Annotated in this window: 19 protein-coding genes and 2 tRNA genes; 16 read left to right on the top strand and 5 right to left on the bottom strand. The window is 45.0% G+C overall.

All coding sequences use genetic code 11. The features are described from left to right. The first annotated feature begins 37 nt into the window (after positions 1 to 37). From MUB35_RS10495 to MUB35_RS10460, 8 genes are all read left to right on the top strand, one after another. On the top strand, positions 38 to 1,189 hold the full coding sequence (locus tag MUB35_RS10495; RefSeq protein WP_244806170.1) for an anaerobic sulfatase maturase: 1,152 nt from the start codon (positions 38 to 40) through the stop codon (positions 1,187 to 1,189). Further along, complete coding sequence (locus MUB35_RS10490) at positions 1,177 to 2,991, top strand: cache domain-containing sensor histidine kinase (protein WP_244806169.1); 1,815 nt, start codon at positions 1,177 to 1,179, stop codon at positions 2,989 to 2,991. The genes MUB35_RS10495 and MUB35_RS10490 overlap by 13 nt, the downstream gene beginning before the upstream one ends. A 2-nt stretch (positions 2,992 to 2,993) precedes the next feature. Next, entirely contained in the window at positions 2,994 to 4,556 is a 1,563-nt protein-coding gene (locus MUB35_RS10485) for a response regulator transcription factor (RefSeq protein ID WP_244806168.1), read from the top strand. A 182-nt stretch (positions 4,557 to 4,738) separates the two neighbouring features. Next, positions 4,739 to 6,064, top strand: a complete 1,326-nt coding sequence (locus MUB35_RS10480; RefSeq protein WP_033142979.1) for an ABC transporter substrate-binding protein — start codon at positions 4,739 to 4,741, stop codon at positions 6,062 to 6,064. A gap of 108 nt (positions 6,065 to 6,172) precedes the next feature. Next, the gene (locus MUB35_RS10475; protein ID WP_052099650.1) at positions 6,173 to 7,075 is read left to right on the top strand and encodes a carbohydrate ABC transporter permease; all 903 of its coding nucleotides are present in this window, start codon (positions 6,173 to 6,175) and stop codon (positions 7,073 to 7,075) included. A gap of 11 nt (positions 7,076 to 7,086) precedes the next feature. Further along, complete coding sequence (locus tag MUB35_RS10470) at positions 7,087 to 7,950, top strand: carbohydrate ABC transporter permease (protein ID WP_227210595.1); 864 nt, start codon at positions 7,087 to 7,089, stop codon at positions 7,948 to 7,950. Between the two features lie 12 nt (positions 7,951 to 7,962). Next, positions 7,963 to 9,327 carry a sulfatase-like hydrolase/transferase gene (locus MUB35_RS10465; RefSeq protein ID WP_244806167.1) on the top strand — a complete coding sequence of 455 codons (1,365 nt, stop codon included), beginning with the start codon at positions 7,963 to 7,965 and terminating at the stop codon, positions 9,325 to 9,327. A 42-nt stretch (positions 9,328 to 9,369) separates the two neighbouring features. Then, positions 9,370 to 11,385 carry a beta-galactosidase gene (locus MUB35_RS10460; RefSeq protein WP_244806166.1) on the top strand — a complete coding sequence of 672 codons (2,016 nt, stop codon included), beginning with the start codon at positions 9,370 to 9,372 and terminating at the stop codon, positions 11,383 to 11,385. A 762-nt stretch (positions 11,386 to 12,147) separates the two neighbouring features. Here MUB35_RS10460 and MUB35_RS10455 read toward each other — a convergent pair. From MUB35_RS10455 to MUB35_RS10435, 5 genes are all read right to left on the bottom strand, one after another. Further along, positions 12,148 to 13,293, bottom strand: a complete 1,146-nt coding sequence (locus MUB35_RS10455; RefSeq protein ID WP_244806165.1) for an ABC transporter permease subunit — start codon at positions 13,291 to 13,293, stop codon at positions 12,148 to 12,150. A gap of 1 nt (position 13,294) precedes the next feature. Continuing rightward, a complete protein-coding gene (locus MUB35_RS10450) occupies positions 13,295 to 14,170 on the bottom strand; it encodes an ABC transporter ATP-binding protein (protein ID WP_033142984.1) in 876 nt (291 codons plus the stop codon). After that, positions 14,158 to 14,910: a hypothetical protein gene (locus MUB35_RS10445; protein ID WP_244806164.1), complete on the bottom strand. Its 753-nt coding sequence runs from the start codon at positions 14,908 to 14,910 to the stop codon at positions 14,158 to 14,160. Before MUB35_RS10445 ends, MUB35_RS10450 begins: the two co-directional genes overlap by 13 nt. Continuing rightward, the gene (locus MUB35_RS10440; RefSeq protein ID WP_244806163.1) at positions 14,903 to 15,484 is read right to left on the bottom strand and encodes an RNA polymerase sigma factor; all 582 of its coding nucleotides are present in this window, start codon (positions 15,482 to 15,484) and stop codon (positions 14,903 to 14,905) included. Before MUB35_RS10440 ends, MUB35_RS10445 begins: the two co-directional genes overlap by 8 nt. Positions 15,485 to 15,746: 262 nt before the next feature. Then, positions 15,747 to 16,304, bottom strand: coding sequence for a TetR/AcrR family transcriptional regulator (locus MUB35_RS10435; RefSeq protein ID WP_033142987.1), 558 nt, complete (start codon positions 16,302 to 16,304; stop codon positions 15,747 to 15,749). A 175-nt stretch (positions 16,305 to 16,479) separates the two neighbouring features. On the opposite strand from MUB35_RS10435, the gene MUB35_RS10430 reads away from it, so the two are divergent. The 8 genes from MUB35_RS10430 to MUB35_RS10395 all read left to right on the top strand — a co-directional run bounded on the left by MUB35_RS10430 (position 16,480) and on the right by MUB35_RS10395 (position 19,816). Continuing rightward, entirely contained in the window at positions 16,480 to 17,175 is a 696-nt protein-coding gene (locus MUB35_RS10430) for a conjugal transfer protein (RefSeq protein ID WP_244806162.1), read from the top strand. Positions 17,176 to 17,289: 114 nt separating this feature from the next. After that, the gene (locus MUB35_RS10425) at positions 17,290 to 18,012 is read left to right on the top strand and encodes a hypothetical protein (protein ID WP_227210592.1); all 723 of its coding nucleotides are present in this window, start codon (positions 17,290 to 17,292) and stop codon (positions 18,010 to 18,012) included. 113 nt (positions 18,013 to 18,125) lie between these two features. Continuing rightward, positions 18,126 to 18,199, top strand: a tRNA-Val gene (locus tag MUB35_RS10420). A gap of 10 nt (positions 18,200 to 18,209) precedes the next feature. Then, positions 18,210 to 18,282, top strand: a tRNA-Ala gene (locus MUB35_RS10415). Between the two features lie 165 nt (positions 18,283 to 18,447). After that, the gene (locus MUB35_RS10410; protein WP_033142990.1) at positions 18,448 to 18,663 is read left to right on the top strand and encodes a hypothetical protein; all 216 of its coding nucleotides are present in this window, start codon (positions 18,448 to 18,450) and stop codon (positions 18,661 to 18,663) included. A gap of 252 nt (positions 18,664 to 18,915) precedes the next feature. Continuing rightward, positions 18,916 to 19,134 (top strand): DUF3791 domain-containing protein, encoded by a 219-nt coding sequence (locus MUB35_RS10405; RefSeq protein WP_033143007.1) that lies wholly within the window; start codon positions 18,916 to 18,918, stop codon positions 19,132 to 19,134. Further along, positions 19,131 to 19,607, top strand: a complete 477-nt coding sequence (locus MUB35_RS10400; protein WP_244806161.1) for a DUF3990 domain-containing protein — start codon at positions 19,131 to 19,133, stop codon at positions 19,605 to 19,607. The genes MUB35_RS10405 and MUB35_RS10400 overlap by 4 nt, the downstream gene beginning before the upstream one ends. Then, positions 19,607 to 19,816, top strand: coding sequence for a DUF3791 domain-containing protein (locus MUB35_RS10395; RefSeq protein WP_033142992.1), 210 nt, complete (start codon positions 19,607 to 19,609; stop codon positions 19,814 to 19,816). The genes MUB35_RS10400 and MUB35_RS10395 overlap by 1 nt, the downstream gene beginning before the upstream one ends. Positions 19,817 to 19,934: the final 118 nt, after the last annotated feature.

Below are 19,934 nucleotides of genomic sequence, written 5' to 3'. Positions count from 1 at the left end.
AAATACGCATATTCTGCGGAAAAATAAGGAGAACGATATGGCAGATACACTTCACTTGCTCATAAAGCCGGCATCCGGGAACTGCAATATGAGATGCGCCTACTGCTTCTATGCGGATGAAGCAGCGAACAGGGAAACGCCGTCCTTTGGTGTGATGGACAGAGAGACCGCGCGCATTCTGATTGAAAAGTCCATGGACTATGCCAAAAAGCAATGTATCTTTACTTTCCAGGGCGGGGAGCCGACACTTGCCGGGCTTGATTATTTTAAATATTTTACGGAGACTGTCCGAAAATCCAACAAAAGAAATATCCCGGTCAGCTATAATATCCAGACCAACGGATACCATCTTCAGGAGGACTGGTTTCCTTTTTTGAAGGAAAATAAATTCCTGGCAGGCGTGTCACTGGACGGAGATGCTGCCTGCCATGACTATCTGCGCCGTGATGCAAAAGGAAAGGGTACCTATAAACAGGTGATGAAAACCATTGCATTATTTAAAAAGTATGGGATTGACTTTAATGTTCTGACTGTAGTGACCGGTTACTCAGCAGGCCATGCCCGGCAGCTTTACAATTTTTTCAAAAAGCAGGGCCTGTATTATCAGCAGTATATCGAATGTCTGGATCCCATAGGAGAAGCACAGGGTACAAGCCCTTACTCCCTGACACCGGAGAAATACGGAAGATTCCTGAAAAATCTGTTCGACTGCTGGTATCAGGATATGACCGGACCGTCCGCGAAAGGCACAAAAAGCCGTGTGATCTACAACCGCTATTTTGAAAACCTGGCAGCCATACTCACAGGACGGGAGCCGGAGCTGTGCAGTATGCGTGGAATCTGCGGGCTTCAGTGGGTGGTGGAGGCGGACGGCAGTCTGTATCCCTGTGACTTCTATGCGCTGGACGAATGGAGACTGGGAAATATAAAAGACGATTCCTTTGAGCAGATAGATCAAAAAAGAGAAGAGCTGGGATTTATCAGCCGTTCCCGCACTCTTCCAAAGGAATGCCGGATATGTCCATACCTGGCTCTCTGCCGGAATGGATGCTGCCGCCTGTGCAGTATGGAAAAACAGGAGGATGGCACGTACATAAGAGGAAAGAACTACTATTGCGGGGCATACAGGGAATTTTTCGCATATGCCCTTCCGAGACTTGAGGAGCTGGTGCGCTTATGGGGAAAATAAAGAAAAAATTTCAGAATCTGCGTCTTGGACAGAAAATCCTCCTATCCAATCTGGTTCTGTTTGTGTTACCCTGTATGGTCCTCATGCTGCTCCTTTTTCATCTTGTGCAGACAGGAGCCAATGAGCGCCTGAACAGTTCCAAGTTGGTCATTTTAAATCAGATAGACAGAAATATGGAGGATATGTTTCAGGACATTGTATCCTACACTAATTATTTTTACTGCAACAGGGAGCTGAATCGTCTCATATCCCTGCGTGAATTCCGGAGCCCTTATGAGGAGCTTGTGGCGAAGAAAAATATATGCAGTTATTTTAAAGAGAGCAGGGCAATCTACAGTAATATGGACTATAATCTGCGTCTTCTCTGTGACAGCGGAAGGAATTACTCCGTGGAGGATGATGGAAGTGAGTACGTTGACTATCCTGTGCTCAAAGAACTTGAGCAGGAGCCATGGTATCAAAAACTGGGGGAGAACACCAGCAGTATCAAATACATTCCTGCATATGTAAGCAGTGAATTTCAGAAGACAGAGGATAACAGCGCTATGCGGGCTGTCCGTCTTCTTAAAAATTTGAACAGCGGCAGAGTACTGGGAATCATGGAGGTCAATATTCCACGGAAGCAGGTAGAAGACATTTTCCGGGGCGGTGTGGAAAAAGAGAGCCAGCAGGTGTTTCTGATGGACAAAACAGGGAAAATACTGTGCAGTACAGAGGAAAGCCTTGTAGAGCAGAGTGTGGAGAACGAGGAATATCTGAAGAAATTGACAGGATTTGACCACGGCTATTTTAAAGCGAAGATGAATGGCAGGCCGGCACAGATATCCTTTGTCACAAATGAGACCACCGGCTGGAAACTGGTCATGTATGAAGAGGAAAAAGAAGCTGTGTGGGCCGGCAACCGTATCTTTGTCATGATTCTTTTGGTGGCGTCAGTCTATGTACTGCTTGCTGTGATCATGTCTGTGTACAATTCCAGGTATATCAGCAGGCCGGTGCAGAAATTAAAGGCTGACATGAAAAATGTATACAGAGGTGACCTGACTGTGCGCACACCTGTGGAGACAAACGATGAGTTCGGACAGCTCAGCCTGCAGTTTAACCAGATGATTGGCAGGATAGAGGAGCTGATCGTAAGACTGGAACAGGAGGAAGAGGAGAAGCGGGGGCTGGAGATGCAGGCTCTGCAGGCTCAGATCAATCCCCACTTTTTGTATAATACCCTTGCTTCCATACGTTTTCTGGTGGAGATGGATATGGCAGAACAGGCGGACCAGTGTCTGCTGGCACTGGCAAAACTGCTGAGAAGGACCTATTCCGATAAAAGGGAATGCATACCTGTGACAGAAGAGATGGAATCCCTGAAAAACTATCTTGTTCTTATGGAAAACAGATATCAGGATACCTTTGTGTGGAACATAGAAGTGTCCGGGAAAGTGAAAGACTGGCTCATACCGAAGATTTCCGTCCAGCCCCTTGTGGAAAATGCCATCGCCCACGGCTTCTGCCAGAAGGAGGACACCGGACATATCCTGATCAGGGCTGAAGCGGAGGGGGAGAATCTGCTGCTTCGTGTGGAGGATGATGGGAGCGGCGGAGATCTGGAATATATCCGCAGAGTACTGGACGGCAGGGAGGAAGCCCGGTCTAACGAGCAGTTCAGTGGAATCGGAATCCGGAATGTACAGAAACGCCTGCAGATCATTTACGGAGAGGAATATGGAATCTCTGCGGAGCATACCCACAAAGGCGGCATGCGTTTTGATATCAGGATCCCATGCAGAACAGAGAAGGAGATGTGAAAATGCGGATTATAATCGTGGAAGACGAGGCAGTAACCCGTAGATGGGTGAGAAAAAAAATAGAAGAGCTGGATATCAACTACCATGTGACAGGGGAGTTTGTAAACGGAAAACAGGCATTGGAATACTGCAGGGAACATGAGGTGGAGGTTGTGTTTACTGATATCCGGATGGCTGTCATGGACGGTCTGGAGTTTCTAGACAGGCTGAAAAATGAAAGGATTGCCCAGCCTTACAAGGTGATCCTCAGCGCTTACGATGAATTTCATTATGCCAGACAGGCCATAAAAGCCGGGGCCAATGAGTTTATCTTAAAGCCTGAGATCACAAAGGAGGGGATGAAGACTACACTGGAGGAAGCAAAGCGTTTTCTGGAGAAAAGCAGGACAAAGGACAGCAAAGCGGCGTGTGGTTCCGAACCGGAGAGGCGGAGGATCACCATGGAAAAACTGCTGGAAACCGGGACCACAGAGCAGCAGAGGGAAGAAGTTCTCCGTGGATTGGAGAACCGGGGCATCGCTTTGAAAGAGGAAGGTATAGTTCTTCTGTCCATATCCCTGTCCGGAGAAGAAAAGGGGGATGCAGCTTTGGAGGTGGCGGAGCTTTTTATGCAGGAGGAACATATATCCGGCATCTGTGCGTCCATAGAAGAGGGGGAGTATCTTCTCCTCTATAATCCCAGCCTTCATATGGACCGGGAGGTGTTTTCCGGAAAGCTGGAGGCACTTTTGCGGCATAATCTGGGGACGGAGGTATATATCGGAATAAGTGTGAAAAAGGATAGCTTCCATCATTTGAGGGACATGCTGCGGCAGGCCAGAATGGCCAGGGAAAACCGTACTTTTTTCAGGCTTCCGGGGATTTGGAGATATGATGCCATGACGGTAAATTCTGATTCGGGACATGGAGATTTATACTACGCAGTGGAGATGAGAGAGATTCTGGCTGCGGTGGAAAAAAATGATTTTGAAAGTGCAGAGGAGAAGATGAAGGGGATTCTGGAGGACATAGAAGGAAGAATTGTGCTGCCTCCTGCCTATGTGAAGGCCCTGTGTATTGAGATTCTTTCTTCCTGTATCCGGAAGGCCAGAACGTATGCCCTGACAGCCGCGGAGGTGGAGGAAGTCAGAAGGACAGAGATGATGTTCTGCGAGAGATTTAGGACGCTTCAGGATTTGAAAAACTGGACGTATGCAGGGATGGCAGAGCTTCGCAGAATCTGTGAGATAAAGAGCAGTCTGAATCAGTATTCCGGCCCGGTACGGGACATTATAGGCTATGTGAAGCAGAATTATACACAGAAGATATCCCTGGAGCAGGTGTCCTCTCTGGTTCATCTGAATAAAAGCTATGTCTCTGTACTTTTTAAAAAAGAGACAGGGGAAAAATTCAGCGACTTTCTTCTTCGCGTTCGTCTGGAGGAGTCCCGCAGACTGCTGGGAGCCACCAGAAAAAGTATCCAGGAGATAGCCGGAATGGCAGGCTTTCCGGACGCGGCGTATTTCAGCAGAGCTTTTAAGGAGCGGTATGGAAAGTCACCTATGGAATATCGGAAAGGAATCTAAAACCAGTCAAATAAATCAAAAGATAATCCATATTTTCCGCAGACAGCGCAGCAAGAAAAAAAAGAAGAAAAAAATCATAAAAACCGCAAAATATAGTACAAAAACAAGTAGACAGGGTACATGGATGTGCGGGCCCGTTTTTCTTATACTGGATATATAATAAAAAATAGGAGGACTTGGATATGAAAAGAAAAGTGGCACTGCTTCTGGCAGGAATCATGGGGACATCTGCGGTACTCGGAATGGGCGGATGCGGAAATAAGGGTACAGAAGAGCTGGTGAAAAAAAAGGAACAGACATCAGCCGATACCGAAAACACATCAGGAGAAAAGACAAAACTGGTATTTTTAAGAAGCGGAACAGAGCCTGAGCGTAAGGCTTACTGGGAAAAAATGATTGCCGGTTTTGAAAAGGAAAATCCGAATATTGAGATAGAATTTCAGGAATGCCCTTACGGTGATGATTTCGAGACAAAGCTGAACACGGGGTTTGCTTCCGGCACAGCCCCGGACATTATTAATTTTACCATGGCTTCTCTGGGAACCAGAGTACCTCTTGGCCAGTATGCTGCATTGGATGAGTATGTGGACAAATGGGATGGAAAAGACGATTTTATGGAGAATGCCCTGAATCTTGGAAAAGTCAACGGTAAGATATATGGAATCGCTGTTTTTCCGGATCCCAGAATGCTGGCATATAACAAGGAGCTTTTTAAGGAGGCCGGCCTTGACCCGGATACCCCTCCTGCAACCTGGCAGGAAATGCTGGAGGACCATAAAAAGCTGATAAAAAAAGACGACAGCGGCACTGTAGTACAGACAGGATTTGCCATGCCCACCTCAGGAACATCCATGCAGCATTATATGTCTATTTTCATAGAGGAGAATGGTGTTAAGAATCTGGTAGATGAGGATAATAATGAGATACTCTGTAATTCTGACAAGGCGGTTGAGGCAGTGGCATTTATGAAAGAGGTTGCAGATGCCGGTGTGATTCCCTTTGACTGTTCTAACTCCGAGCAGGATCCCTTCGGTATGGGAACTGCAGGCATGGGAATTGTAACTGACCAGACATATAAACAATTAAATGAAGGCGCGCTGAAAGGCAAGATCGCACTTGCAAGCCCGCTTAAAAATACACAGCAGGCGACTTTCTGCGGCATGAGCTTCATGTTTATGAGCGGAGAAACCAAGCATAAGGATGAAGTGTGGAAATTTATTGAATATGTATCCAGTCCCGAGAGTATGTGGACAAGGTACGAAGATCTGGGCACCACACCGATCCGGGAATCTCTGAAAGAGAAATTTATTGAACAGGACCCTGAGACAAACCAGGTGATCTATGATTCTATCAACTGCGGAACTGGTTCACCAAAAGTGCCATACGCCAATTCCGTCTATAATATTATCAATGAGGCCATGGAAAAAGTGATGTATGATGTGGAGACACCAAAAGATGCCATGGATACGGCAGCAGAAAAGATACAGGAAGAAATCAACAATCAGTAAATTCTAAAAGATTTTATCGGTATAGGGGATGTCTCCTGAGGCATCCCCTGAAATATGACTGTAAGTATCTGATAACATTAAAAAAACTGATAAAAAGGAGAAATTTACATGGCTAAAACAAGCAATACAGTGCCAAAAGTGAGGAAAAATGATAATTGCGCGTATATCATGATTTTACCTGCTTACCTTGTATTCACCATATTTATTCTGGTCCCCATTGGAATCGTCATCTATTACAGTGTGACGAATTTTAACCTTTATTCCGCTCCTGAATTTGTGGGGATGAAGAATTATCTTACGATGTTCAGGGATGCAGATTTCCTGATCTCTGTCAAAAACACACTGCTTTATACCTTGTGTACCCTGTTCCCTCAATTGTTTCTGGGACTTATGCTGGCAGTGATGCTGTACAGAAAATCAAAGCTGATTCCCATATTCAGGACAGCTTTTTATCTACCTAATGTAATGTCTATGGTGTGCATGTCCATGGTGTGGCTGTGGATCTATGACCCAACCTTTGGCCTTTTGAACAGTGTATTGAAATATTTTGGCTTTTCCGTCAAACAGTGGCTGCAGGACCCTAAAATGGCTATGTTTTGTGTGGTGTTCATGAGCATCTGGAAGAGCTGTGGATACAGTATGGTCATCTTTTTGTCAGGTCTTACTTCCATACCGGACTCCCTGTACGAAGCGGCCAGTCTGGACGGTGCAGGGGGCTTGAAAAAGTTTCTTTACATTACCTGGCCCATGCTCAGGCCAACCACATTTTTCCTTCTTGTAACGGGAATCGTAAATAGTTTTTCCGTGTTTGAACAGATCAATATTATGACTGCAGGCGGACCGCTGAACAAGACAACCACCATTGTACACCAGATTTACCGCAGAGGTTTTCTGGAATTCAAGATGGGCTATGCCAGTGCGCTTTCGGTTATGCTGCTGTTGTTTTCCATACTCATCACTGTACTGGTATTCCGGTTCGGAAGCCGCGGACAGGATGTGGATGTATCATAAGGAGGATAAATATGAAAAAGAAGAAAGTAAACCACATTTTATGGATCATCTTTATGAGTGCACTGACTGTTTTCATGCTGATACCGATTATCATGATGATCACAACGGCAGTCAAGCCCATAGAGGAAATACGTTCCGCGGTGTTTCACCTTTTGCCTCAGAACTTTACCTTGAATAATTTTACGGACGCCATGCGTGCAGGTACCTGGAATATATTTTTCAGGAACTCCCTGTTTATCACCCTGGCTGCCGTTGTGTTTTCTCTTCTGTTTAATTCCATAGCAGGATATGCCTTTGCCAGACTGACGTTCAGGGGATCTAAGGTACTTTTTATGTTTCTTTTGATTGGCCTGATGATGCCGCCCCAGGTGACAATGCTTCCCACGTTTCTCATCATGGCAAAATTCCCCATGATGGGAGGCAACAGTCTGTTCGGAGCCGGCGGAACGGGCATGATCAATACATATGCAGGTCTGGTGATTCCTCTTGTGGCAGGGTCCTTCGGCGTGTTTTTGTGTAAACAGTTTTATGAGAATTTCCCCCGGTCTTTAGATGAGGCGGCGGAAATTGACGGGACGAACAAGTGGCAGACGTATTTCATAATATACCTGCCAAATTCCAAGGCCATACTGGCTACACTGGGACTGTTAAAGGGTGTCTCTGTATGGAATGATTACCTTTGGCCTCTGATCATGACAAACTCAGAGGATATGAAAACCGTGCAGCTTGCACTCACCATGTTCAAAACAGACGGCTATATCCAGTGGGGGCAGATGATGGCAGCCTCTGTTCTGGTAGTGATGCCTATGATCTTGTTATTCCTCTGTGCACAGAAATATTTTGTACAGGGAATTGTCACTTCAGGACTGAAGTAGGAGGAGAAAAGGATGGGAAAACCAAATATTATATTTTATTTTACAGACCAGCAGAGACACGACACGCTGGGATGCTATGGCCAGAAGCTGGATATCAGCCCTAACCTGGATGCGCTGGCAAAGGAGGGCATTCTTTTTGAGGAGGCCTATACAGCCCAGCCGGTGTGCGGGCCATGCAGGGCACTTTTTCAGACAGGACAGTATCCCACAGCAATCAACTGTTTTCGCAATGCGCAGCCTCTTCCCCTGCATGTGAAAACATTGGCAGATTACCTGAATGAGGCGGGATATGAGACTGCCTATGTGGGCAAATGGCATCTGGCAAGCGAGAGGAAGGATTACAGCACACCGCCAATTGTGGACTATGAGACAAAGGCGATTCCTCCCGAGAGAAGGGGTGGCTATCGTGGATACTGGAGGGCAGCAGACCTCCTGGAATTTACCTCCCACGGGTATGGCGGGTATGTCTTTGATGAAAATATGCAGAAGTGTGAGTTTGACGGATACAGGGCAGACTGTATCACAGATTTTGCACTGGATTTTTTGGAACAGTATAAGGGAGAAAAGCCGTTTTTTATGACCATTTCCCACATAGAACCCCATCACCAGAATGACAGAGGATGCTATGAAGGCCCTGAGGGTTCAAAGGAGAGGTTCAAAGATTTTGAACTGCCGGGAGATCTGGCGGCACTGCATGGCGATGCCAGAGAGATGTATCCGGATTATCTGGGATGCTGCAGAAGCCTGGACGACAATCTGGGCAGACTTATAGAAAAATTGAAGGAAAAAGGAATTTATAAGGACACTATCATAATTTACAGCTCTGACCATGGTTCCCATTTCCGTACGAGAAACAGAGATGAACATCTGTGCGGAGGGGATGACTACAAAAGGTCATGCCATTCTGCCTGCCTGCATGTGCCCCTGGTGATTGCCGGGCCGGGATTTGAGGGAGGAAAAAGAGTTCGGGAGCTGGTGAGCACTGCGGGTCTTCCAAAGACGATTCTGGCTGCTGCCGGTGTGGATGTGGGGGATGCCATGGCAGGTGAAAATCTGAAGGAGATTGCGGACGGAAATCTCCGGAATCATACAGACAGGGTATTTGCTCAGATCAGTGAGAGCAGGGTGGGCCGCTGCATCCACACAAGGGATTGGCTCTACAGCATACATGCTCCGGGACTTGACGGCAACTTGTACCCTTCCAGCGACTATTATGAGGAAGATTTCCTCTATGATTTAAAAAATGACCCATTTGAGTTGACGAATCTGGCAAAAGATGATAAGTATAGAGATATCAGAGCGCAGCTTGCCAAAGAGCTTCAGGAGGAGATGAAAAAAGCCGGAGAAAAGGTTCCGGTCATTGCCCCTTCAAAGTAAAGCTGCCATGAATATCAACCAGAAAGGACAGCAGAAAAATATATGGAAGAATTACTCTATGGGGTAGCATATTACGACGAATATATGCCTTATGACAGACTGGAAAAAGACGTGGAGATGATGAAAAAGGCAGGGATTAATCTGGTAAGGATCGCAGAATCCACCTGGAGTACCTTGGAACCCCAGGACGGTGTATTTGACTTTTACCACATTGACAGAGTTCTGGATGCCATGGAGGAAGCGGGGATTCATGTGATCGTGGGTACGCCGACCTATGCCATTCCGGCATGGATGGAGAAAAAGCATCCGGATGTGATGGCAGTGACCAGACAGGGCCGGGGCATCTACGGGGCCAGACAAATCATGGACATCACAAACCGCCATTACCGGTTCTACAGCGAGCGTGTCATAAGAAAACTGATGGAGCATGTGAAGGACAGAAAATGTATCATAGGCTATCAGATCGACAATGAGACAAAACATTACGGCACCTCAGGAGAGCGGGTACAGGAGGATTTTGTCAAATACTTAAAGGAAAAATTCCAGGGCGATGTGGAGGCCATGAACCGGGAGTTCGGAATGAATTACTGGAGCAATGCCCTTCATTCCTGGGAGGATTTCCCGGATGTGAGGGGGACTATCAACGGCAGCCTGGGCTGTGAGTTTGAGAAATTCCAACGCAGCCTTGTGACAGAATTTCTGTCCTGGCAGGCAGAGATTGTGCGGGAATATAAGAGGGAAGACCAGTTTATCACCCAGAATTTTGATTTTGAATGGAGAAATTATTCCTTTGGCGTACAGCCGGATGTGGACCATTTCCGGGCTGCCAAATGTCTGGATATTGCAGGCTGCGACATCTACCATCCCACCCAGTCAAAGCTGACGGGAAAGGAGATCGCCTTTGGCGGAGATATGACCCGCTCCCTGAAACAGGATAATTACTATGTGCTGGAGACAGAGGCGCAGGGGTTTGCCCAGTGGGTGCCCTATGACGGCCAGCTCAGGCTGCAGGCCTTTTCCCATCTGGCAGGAGGAGCGGAATGCGTGGAATACTGGCACTGGCATTCCATCCATAACTCTTTCGAGACGTATTGGCGGGGGCTGTTAAGCCATGATTTTGCAGAGAATAAGACATATAAAGAAGCGGTTGTCATCGGCAGTGAAATGAAACGTCTGGGAAGCCATCTCATTCATCTGAAGAAGCAGAACAAGGCTGCCATTATGGTGAGCAATGAGGCACTGACAGGGCTGAAATGGTTCCCCATCGGAGGAGGCACAGAGATATCCTACAACGATGTGGTACGCTGGATCTATGACGCCCTGTATGAGATGAATGTGGAGTGTGATTTTGTATCACCTGAGGCGGAAAACCTGGATGATTATAAGATGCTGATCCTTCCGGCGCTCTACTGTGTGCCCGAAGAGACACTGCTTAGAATTCGCTCCTTTACGGAAAAGGGCGGCTGCCTGGTAGGTACCTTCAAGACGGGATATACCAATGAAAATGTGAAGGTATATCACGATTCACAGCCCCATATTCTGTCAGAATGCTTTGGAATTATGTATAACCAGTTCACATATCCGGAGAAGACTGCCGAGACGTATCTGGAAGGCAGGCTCTGCGGCAGAGAGGATAAAGAGAAAGTAAAAGTATTTCTGGAATGCATTCAGCCAAAAGGAGCTGAGACGGTTCTTGGGTATGTGCATGATAACTGGGGACAGTATGCAGCAGTGACTGAGAATACTTTTGGCAAAGGAAAAGCGGTGTACTTGGGATGTATGTTCAGCTCAGAACTGCTGAAAAAACTCATGGGAGAGCTCCTGAAGGAATGTGAGATCCGGCCGAACCCCGGTTCCTGTGGATTCCCGGTGATTGTCAGAGGCGGACGAAACCAGATGGGAAAACAGATATATTATTTCCTCAATTATTCCGGCGAAGAACAGAAGGCTGTGTGCCCGGAAGGTACATGGACAGAACTGTTTTCCGGTGAAACAAAGAAGGCAGGAGATCAGTTGATGCTGCAGAAATGGAATCTGCTGATTCTGGAAGAGCAGTAAAAAGCCTTTCGGACGGGATGGTCAGAGGAAAAAGACGGTGTGGGGCCGTTTAAGATATTAGGAAATTTTGGCAGAGGGCTGCTGCGCTGTTATGGTTCAGCGCGGCAGCCCTCCATTGGTGTACCAGAGGGAAGCTCCGGCAGGCCATTGGTGTGCCATAGGGAAGCCCCGGCAGGCCATTGGTGTGCCAGAGGGAAGCCCCGGCAGGCCATTGCTGTGCCAGAGGGAAGCTTCGGCAGGCCATAGGGGAGGCACCAGGTCAAAGCTATGCCATAGGGGAGGCACCAGGTCAAAGATGTGCCATAGGGAAAGCGCCAGATCAAAGCCGTGCCATAGGGAAGGCGCCAGATCAAAGCTGTGCCATAGGGAAGGCGCCAGGTAAAAGCTGTGCCATAGGGAAGGCACCAGTCCAGGCTATGCCAGTGAAAAGCCGGCCGGAACTTGTACCATACCTGTTATACCTGCAGGAATGACAATTACATATAATTTGTCTATGAACACATTTTCTATCTGTAAAATATTGGGCAGAAGTATTCGCTATCAACGTTTTTACATCTAAATATCACATCCGGAACAATATTATCTGTAAAAATTTAGAAAAATGGCTTTTGATAATCTTGAAATACATATAATTTTCAAGACGATTTCAAAGTTTATCTGTAAATCCCCAAAAGTAAAAGGCAAAATCCCTTCTAATGCTCCAGAAATACATATATTTCCAACATATGACTTCAAATATTATCCGTAAACAGGCATCCAGGCTCATTTTCCGACCTGGTATCGGCAGTATTTTCTGCACCCCAGTACACAGCCTGAGACCAGGATACATCCCGAAAAGAGATACCCGAACAGGCGGTAGAGAAGGGGTGTGGATGTGAGCTCGTGGAGAGGCAGGAAAAAGGGCAGGCAGTTAAACAGCAGACGAAGCAGCATGATCACTTTCGAAGCTCTCATACCTAGAAGAAAGACAGAGTAAATGGCTGCAGGGAGCAGGTAAGCAGCGGCTGACCACAGCAGGGCAGAAAAGGTGCTTTTCTTTACAGAGGAGATAAACAGGGTGATAGCCGCGGTCACTAGAACCGATAAAAGCCCTGCCAGCAGATAGAGAAGCAGTACAATCCCTGTCGGTTTATGAGAATCGGTATTCCACAAGACGCTTCCTGTTATCAGGTCAGGAAAAGAAAGGCCGGCACTGACAAAAAGTCCTTCCGTGCCATAAAAACACAGGAAAGCACCGACAAGAAAAAGCGTTAAAAGCAAATATATCCCGGCAGCCCATGTAAAGGCGGCCAGTATCTTGGCGGCTGCGGTCTTACCTTTTCCATTCTGTGTAGTCAGCAGGATTCCTGCGGTCTGCCCGGCATATTCTTCAGAGAAAACAGGAGCACAGGCAATGATCACAAGGGCAGATACGATCCAGAGCAGCATCATATGCATTTCACGGAATGTGTCATCCCATCCCCCAATGTATCCGTACTCATATTCCTCGTTCATCATCTCTGTGGTGTATTTGTTTTCTGATGAGGCAAGGGCAGTGGGAGTGCCTCCGTTGGATCTGGAATTGGAAAGATGGTAGGTTACAAAGCGGCTGGTGGAATTATCATAATAGCCCGGTGTGGTATCCCCTGTTTCCGACATTTCCAGTTCATCCTCATTGATGTGCCAGCCGAATTCATCTACGATAGCCTGGGCTTTTTCACGGGTCATGGGACCTGCGAAGCGACGGGCAGTTTCTTTGTTATATTGAATGGCGTCGGTTCTTCTCAGACAGGTCCCGTCCACATAAGCGCTTTCTGAGCCAAGTGCGGACATCTGAAAATAAGCGGCCAGGAATAAAAAGCCCAGCAGCACTCCTGTGAAGAGTATTTTTCTTGAACATATTTTATAGAATTCATTTCGGAACAGCATTTCAAAGTACCTCCCTGTTTTCTGTTGCGTAGAGATAGGCGTCCTCCAGATCCGGCACAACTGCCAGGGCGCCGGCAAATGGGCATTCTTTTGAGAGTACGCGCATTCTAAGCTCATTTCCTTCGGTCTTTACATTGCATACAGTGAACTGTTTCTGGCATATTTCTGCCTTTGCAGGCGTGGTGACAAACTCCCATACATGGCCGGAAGCTGCCTGTATGAGGGCGTCCGGCGTGCTGTTTTCCATAATTTTTCCCCGCCGCATGATCAGTATCCGGTCAGCGGTATTTGCCACGTCAGATACGATATGGGTGGACAGAAGCACAATTCGGTCATGCCCCAGAGAACTGATGATATTGCGGAATCGGATGCGCTCTTTTGGGTCAAGGCCGGCGGTAGGTTCATCCAGAAGCAGGATTTTTGGATCATTTAACAGGGCCTGTGCGATGCCGAGTCTTCGTATCATACCACCGGAGAGATGTTTGATCTTCTGTTTTTCCTCTCCCAGCAGGCCGGTAAGCTCCAGCATTTCCTTGTATTTTACAAGGGCCTTGTCCCTGGGAAGCGCTTTTAGGGAGGCGAGATAGAGAAGGTAGCGCTTCACTGTGAAGTCGGGATAATAGCCGAAATCCTGCGGCAGGTAGCCAAGCAGGGTACGGTATCCGGCACCCATTTTCCGTATGGATATGCCATCCAGCGTCACATCTCCCCGGTCGGGCATGAGAATGCCGCAGAGTATGCGCAGCAGTGTGGTTTTGCCTGCACCGTTTTCGCCCAGAAGTCCGTACACTCCGTTTTTCAGTGTAAAGGTGATGTCATCGGCAGCAGTTTTTTCTTTGTAATGTTTTGATATATTTTGTATTTTTAGTTCCAGCAAAGTTCTTTACCTCCTGTGTTTAAGCTGTGGAACAGTCTGTGAAGTTCAAAGGCCAGAAGCAGGATTCCCGCTGCCAGTACTATGGCCCATACAGGCAGATAAACATCCAGATAGGCTCTGGGAAAGGCAGTGGGGAACAGGGAAAACAGGCACAGCAGCAGAAATGTCCCCGACAAAATGGCTTTCTGTGAGGCGAACCGCCTTGTGGTCAGCAGAAAAAAATAACAGATATTGGACAAAACAAAAGGGACGAGCAGGTACAGACAGAGAGCAAAAATCCCGTATTTTGTTTTTCCCTGTACAGCAAAAAAGAGCAGTGTCAGGATGCACAGGTTAAGTCCTGCAGATAAAAACAGCTTTACCGACCAAATCTGTCCAAGGTTGAAGCAGCAGCTTTGTTCCAGCTCTGCCATATGCCGGGAGCGGCTTTTGGAAAGCTCCAGAACAGCGGCCAGCCCCAGGCCGGAGGAGATGGCACAGGCGGAGGGAAGTATACTCTCGCTGTCTTTGATAAGGGTACCGAAACAGGTTGTAAAGAGTATGACGGCAAGCAGGAAAAAAGCCTGTATCACCCAGTATTCCAATGAGATATAATGCATCTGGTCCAGCAGCAGCTCCGGAAATGAGACTGGTACGGGCAGGCTTTTATGAGTAATTTCTCTGTGAATCTTTTGCAGAGATGCCTCTTTTCTGGCTTCGTCTATGGGTGGAAATGGTATCTTTATCTTGTTATCAGCCATAGAAATCCTCCTTTCTCAAAGTGCGTTTTAGTTTGTCCATGCCCTGTTTCATGCGGGATTTCACAGTGGACGAATTGGTGCCGGTGATCAGGGCGATTTCCCGGTGTTTCAGACCGTAGAGACTGTGAAGAACAATGACTTCCCGTTGGATTTTGGGAAGTTTCATAAGTGCGTGAACCAACTGCCGGGAGTTTTCTTCCCGAATCACTTCCTCCAGAAGATCGGTCCGGGACCGGGATGTGTCCGCTGTACCGGCAGTCTGCGTTTCCGGGCAGGCCTCCTCCCAAGGAAGATAGGAGAGACGACTGTGCGCCGCAGTCTCTCTGCCGAAGTAGTCATAACAGACATTTCTGGCTATGGTCAGCAGGTAGCCTTTCAGGTTTTTGCAGCGGCAGATGTCCACATATCGGATAAAACGAAGAAACGTCTCCTGCGCCAGATCATAAGAGCTGTCGGGATCGCCGGTCTGGTAACAGCAGAAGCGGTAAATGTCATCATAATACTTTTCTGCCAGCAGATTCAGGTATTCTTTATTGCCTTTTTTTATTTCTTTTATGGCTTTTCTGTCATCCATAGGCGCCTCCCTTTCTGTCTTCCATTATATATAACCGGAGGAGGAAGAAAAAGGTTTTATTTTTTTAAAGAAAATTCTCAGTTTACAGGGAGTTGGGTTTCTGACACACTGTACCGGAAGGAAACAGGGGAAATGGCAGTGATAAAAGAAGATTTATTGTAACCGCTCAGTCAGGTCTGCGCATTTACTGCGCTGACCATGCATAAGAGTAGTGGCAGCAGGCATTCGCGCCATCGAAAAGCAATTTTTAATAAATATTTCGCTAATCGTATTTCTGATGTATACCTAAAAATAATGTATGGATAGCATTACATAATCCATCCCTTACTTTATCGGGATTTGAAAATGCGTATCTTAGCTGTAAAGTTGTGTATCCATGAAGCGTACCCATCAGCATATTCAAAATATCTGTTGTGTTTTCTTCTTTAAATGGGCAGGAGCGAATAAGGGTTGATAAAAGTAAGATATAATTATGAAAGATGGAGCTTGTTTCTTCTGTACCGTGCCATGAAATCCATTGAATCGTTTCATAAACTCCGGGATGCTCAATCATATAATCGAGATATGCAGCAGCAACCTTTTGAATTGCTGTCTCTCCAATGCTGCCAATGGCTGCCTGAGTCATCCTATCATTCATACACCTCATGCCCTGATGAGCTACTTCTAAAAGGAGATGATCCAGACTTTCTATGTGATTATACAAAGACGGGGTACGAATATTCAATTTTTCCGCAACTGATTTTAGAGAAACATTATTTAATCCTTTTTCATCTGCCAGGTCAGATGCAGCTCTTATTACTGCTTCCTTGGTTGTTTTCATGTTATGCACCTCATTCAAAATAAGTATAGACATAATTTTAACTAATTAAATTAGTATCGTCAATAATTTTATTAGAAAAATGTGTATATATATTGACATTTCTACAAATTCAATATAATATACTAATATAATTAGTTAAAACACTATTTTAATTAGTGAAGCAAGAGGTGAAGATATGTGTACGAGATTTGTTTTTAATGGTGTAGACACAATTACAGGTTTCAATTTCGATATTGACCTTTCTGTGTGGACGCATACTGTAGTGACTGAAAAAAATAGATTTTATATTGGCATAAAAATGCCGGATAACAAATACCATTCTTTTCACGGAGTGAATAAAAACGGGAATGTCGGGACGCTGCTTTACGTTCATGGAAACGAAAATGCAGCATACAGAAAGGATGAAAACTGCTATACAATATCTGCGTTGACAGAAAATTTCATCAAAGGAGAGGTTTCTTTTGAGGAAGCCCTGAACATAGTACAAGAGCGGGAAATTATTTATGCTCCGGATGCTTCTATGCAGGCTATGCTCTCCGATAAAAACGGACGTGTACTGATCATTGAACCAGGTATCGGTTATAAATACGAACAGAAGGATTTTTCGCTGATTACAAATTATTCCGTACTGAGTCCGGAAACTACAAAGCCATATATTGTTTCGGGCGATACAAGATATGAAGCTGCTAAAGAATTACTGGAAGCATATGATAAAAAATTTTCGGTTTCTGACGCATACAAAGTATTAAAATCGGTATGTCAAAAGGGGCTTTGGGCAACAAGGGTTTCATTTGTATATTCTGCGTTTCAAAATAAAGTTTATTATGTATTGAATAATGATTTTGATAACATATCGGAGTTTCAATTGTAGTACAGATTTTGCCGTTTACATACAGAGCCATGTATTCCTTGTTTATCATCAGGCTGTATGATATGATTATATTTGTTACAGCTATCTGAATATATGAAATATAAGGTAATTATAATGAAAAAACGAACAATAAAAAAAATCTATTTACTCTGTTTATGCATTTTTTGTGTGACTGCATTTTCTGCTTGTGCAGGAGAAAAGGATGCATTAATATCTGCGGGCGGGGAAGGCCAGAAAAAGATATATGATGATATTGCAGTCGGAAACATTCGCTGTGTTAATATAAGCGGCAATGCCAGATCCATTGTTATAAAACAGAGTGACAGTAACCGCTTTGAATTTATTAACGCGGATTTAGATACCGATAATAAGTATGAAATCAGTTGTGAAGAAAAGGATAACAGCCTTAATGTTTGTGTGATGATGGATAACGCGGATTCGAGTAACAATATCCTGGGTTCTATTGTTATTTGTATACCCTCAAAAGAATTAGAAAAAATCGAAACTACCGGTGAATTTAATCAGATTCATCTCAATACCTTGAATTCAGACGTATGGATTCAGGCAAACAGGGATTCCGCAGTAGTGCTTGATTTAATGGCTGATCAACTGGATCACAATATTATGCTGGATGGTTTGGAGTCAAATACATTTCGGAATGTTTCTGTTTATTTCGACAAATTACCTGATAATATCAAGATGGAGTTTAACACGATTCCAAACAGCGCGGTTAATGTTCCGGAGGATCTGTTCAAAGAGAAGAAACTGGAACGCGGTTCGGGAGAACCTATGATAAGTATTAATAACGCAGATGCCATAGATTTTTATATCGAGTAAAGTCATATTTATCCCGGCTGTCTCACTGCTGTCATTTATATACAACCAATTTACAACCAATCTTCCGGAAATTCTCTTGCATTTCCCGGATAAAGTGCTATAATATTCCATATGGAAGCATAGCTCAGCTGGGATGAGCGTTCGCCTCACACGCGAAAGGTCAGGAGTTCGAGCCTCCTTGCTTCCATTCTTTTTTTGGGGATATAGCTCAGCTGGGAGAGCGATACGTTCGCAACGTATAGGTCACGGGTTCGAATCCCGCTATCTCCATGTATTTCATTTATCACATCCCATAAAAGAGCAGGAAACGGCTGCTTTTCATAAAAACTTTAGTATTTTCATACAAATATCACCAACCCTTCACATTTTTTCCAAATAATGGTCATAATTACCATGTATACTCTTATTATAAAAAGAGTAAAGGAGGCTTCATACATGATAGGAACTTTAATGAATCATGGCTGCACCTGTGTTCTCAAAGAGAAAGGCGGCAGTAAAAAGATACCCGTTCATCCGGAACAATATGTGTATGTGCAGGTCTCCAATGCGTGGATACCTGCCATACTGAAATATTCCGGTGAACGGCAGAACTGGTATTTTGAATACCTGCCCAAGCTGCCGGTAAACGGCTGCAGGGTTATGACAAAATAAAACAAAATACATGAGGATAACCGGGAGGCTGACAAGGCATCCCTCAATAAAGAAGTATTGTTCCGGCAGGCGGCATAGTCAATTTCGGCTATGCCGTTTTGCCGTTTGTTTTGCTGACAGCTTGACTTTGTACGGTAAATGCAGGAGGATTTTCGGAGGATTGATTTGTATGTTGCAGTTTTTTATAGTATAATTTTAGTTATAGAACTGAACAGCAGCATATTTGTAAAATCGGAAGCGGGGTTATTGGCAATGAATGATAAGGAATTGGAATTTTCTGTATTCTGCATCGAGAGTGTAGCTGAAAGGCTTGGATGCAAAGGAGAAAGAGTATATGAGCTTCTGACAGAAAAAAGCAGTATTTTAAAAGAATATATTATTCCTAATTATGAAGTTCTGCATACGCTGGGTAAAGAATATATAGTGGATGATATTATCGCTTATATGCAGCAGGAAGGGGTGGTGGGATGATTTTATATCATGATTCTTTTACAGAGGTGAGAAAACCGGATATCTCCTATTCAAGAGACACACTTGATTTCGGAAAAGGATTTTATGTTACACCCATATATGAACAGGCGAAAAAATGGTCTCTGCGTTTTAAACGGAAAAAAGGGAAAAGTGTGATCTCTTGGTATGAATTGGATGAAAAGAAACTGCGTCATGAGGCCAGGATAAAAGAATTTTCCAGCTATTCAGAGGAATGGCTGGATTATATTATTACTTGCAGAGGAGGCATGAACACAGGGCAGTATGATATTATTATCGGAGGAGTTGCAAATGATAAGGTATTTGATACAATTGAGCTGTTTTTTGACGGGTTAATAGATAAAAATATGGCAATCCAGCGGTTAAAGTATGAGAAACCTAATTTGCAATATTGCATCTGTTCACAGGAAATATTGGATAAATACTTGATTTATCAGAAAAGTGAGGTGTTATGATGCAGGCAAACCGTATATTACTCCAGCGTAAATATTCCAGAATCATTGAAATGTTTGCCCGGTCTGCCAACATCCCATTGGAACAGGCACTGGATTTTTTTTATCATTCGGAATTGTATCAGGAGATGAGTGAAGGGATATCTGATATGCACTGCCGCAGTGATCATTATCTTGTGGAAGAGATGGAAACTGAATGGAAGGAACAATAAGCAGATACAAAAAAGCTGGTGCACACCTTGAAAAAGTGCGCCGTTTTTTTCGTTCTGTTTTAAAATAATCGAGGCCCTGTCTTAAAAACAGGTGGCCCATAGAGCCTGAAAGGAAAGA

Origin of the sequence: Blautia sp. NSJ-175 (genome assembly GCF_022867815.1) — a bacterium.
Classification (GTDB): Bacteria; Bacillota; Clostridia; order Lachnospirales; family Lachnospiraceae; genus Blautia; species Blautia celeris.
This window is presented reverse-complemented; position numbering and strand designations above follow the sequence as displayed.

Coding starts and splice junctions, on each gene's coding strand:
- MUB35_RS10495 (WP_244806170.1), top strand. CDS start 38: ATGGCAGATACACTTCACTTGCTCATAAAGCCGGCATCCGGGAACTGC.
- MUB35_RS10490 (WP_244806169.1), top strand. CDS start 1,177: ATGGGGAAAATAAAGAAAAAATTTCAGAATCTGCGTCTTGGACAGAAA.
- MUB35_RS10485 (WP_244806168.1), top strand. CDS start 2,994: ATGCGGATTATAATCGTGGAAGACGAGGCAGTAACCCGTAGATGGGTG.
- MUB35_RS10480 (WP_033142979.1), top strand. CDS start 4,739: ATGAAAAGAAAAGTGGCACTGCTTCTGGCAGGAATCATGGGGACATCT.
- MUB35_RS10475 (WP_052099650.1), top strand. CDS start 6,173: ATGGCTAAAACAAGCAATACAGTGCCAAAAGTGAGGAAAAATGATAAT.
- MUB35_RS10470 (WP_227210595.1), top strand. CDS start 7,087: ATGAAAAAGAAGAAAGTAAACCACATTTTATGGATCATCTTTATGAGT.
- MUB35_RS10465 (WP_244806167.1), top strand. CDS start 7,963: ATGGGAAAACCAAATATTATATTTTATTTTACAGACCAGCAGAGACAC.
- MUB35_RS10460 (WP_244806166.1), top strand. CDS start 9,370: ATGGAAGAATTACTCTATGGGGTAGCATATTACGACGAATATATGCCT.
- MUB35_RS10455 (WP_244806165.1), bottom strand. CDS start 13,293: ATGCTGTTCCGAAATGAATTCTATAAAATATGTTCAAGAAAAATACTC.
- MUB35_RS10445 (WP_244806164.1), bottom strand. CDS start 14,910: ATGGCTGATAACAAGATAAAGATACCATTTCCACCCATAGACGAAGCC.
- MUB35_RS10440 (WP_244806163.1), bottom strand. CDS start 15,484: ATGGATGACAGAAAAGCCATAAAAGAAATAAAAAAAGGCAATAAAGAA.
- MUB35_RS10435 (WP_033142987.1), bottom strand. CDS start 16,304: ATGAAAACAACCAAGGAAGCAGTAATAAGAGCTGCATCTGACCTGGCA.
- MUB35_RS10430 (WP_244806162.1), top strand. CDS start 16,480: ATGTGTACGAGATTTGTTTTTAATGGTGTAGACACAATTACAGGTTTC.
- MUB35_RS10425 (WP_227210592.1), top strand. CDS start 17,290: ATGAAAAAACGAACAATAAAAAAAATCTATTTACTCTGTTTATGCATT.
- MUB35_RS10410 (WP_033142990.1), top strand. CDS start 18,448: ATGATAGGAACTTTAATGAATCATGGCTGCACCTGTGTTCTCAAAGAG.
- MUB35_RS10405 (WP_033143007.1), top strand. CDS start 18,916: ATGAATGATAAGGAATTGGAATTTTCTGTATTCTGCATCGAGAGTGTA.
- MUB35_RS10400 (WP_244806161.1), top strand. CDS start 19,131: ATGATTTTATATCATGATTCTTTTACAGAGGTGAGAAAACCGGATATC.
- MUB35_RS10395 (WP_033142992.1), top strand. CDS start 19,607: ATGCAGGCAAACCGTATATTACTCCAGCGTAAATATTCCAGAATCATT.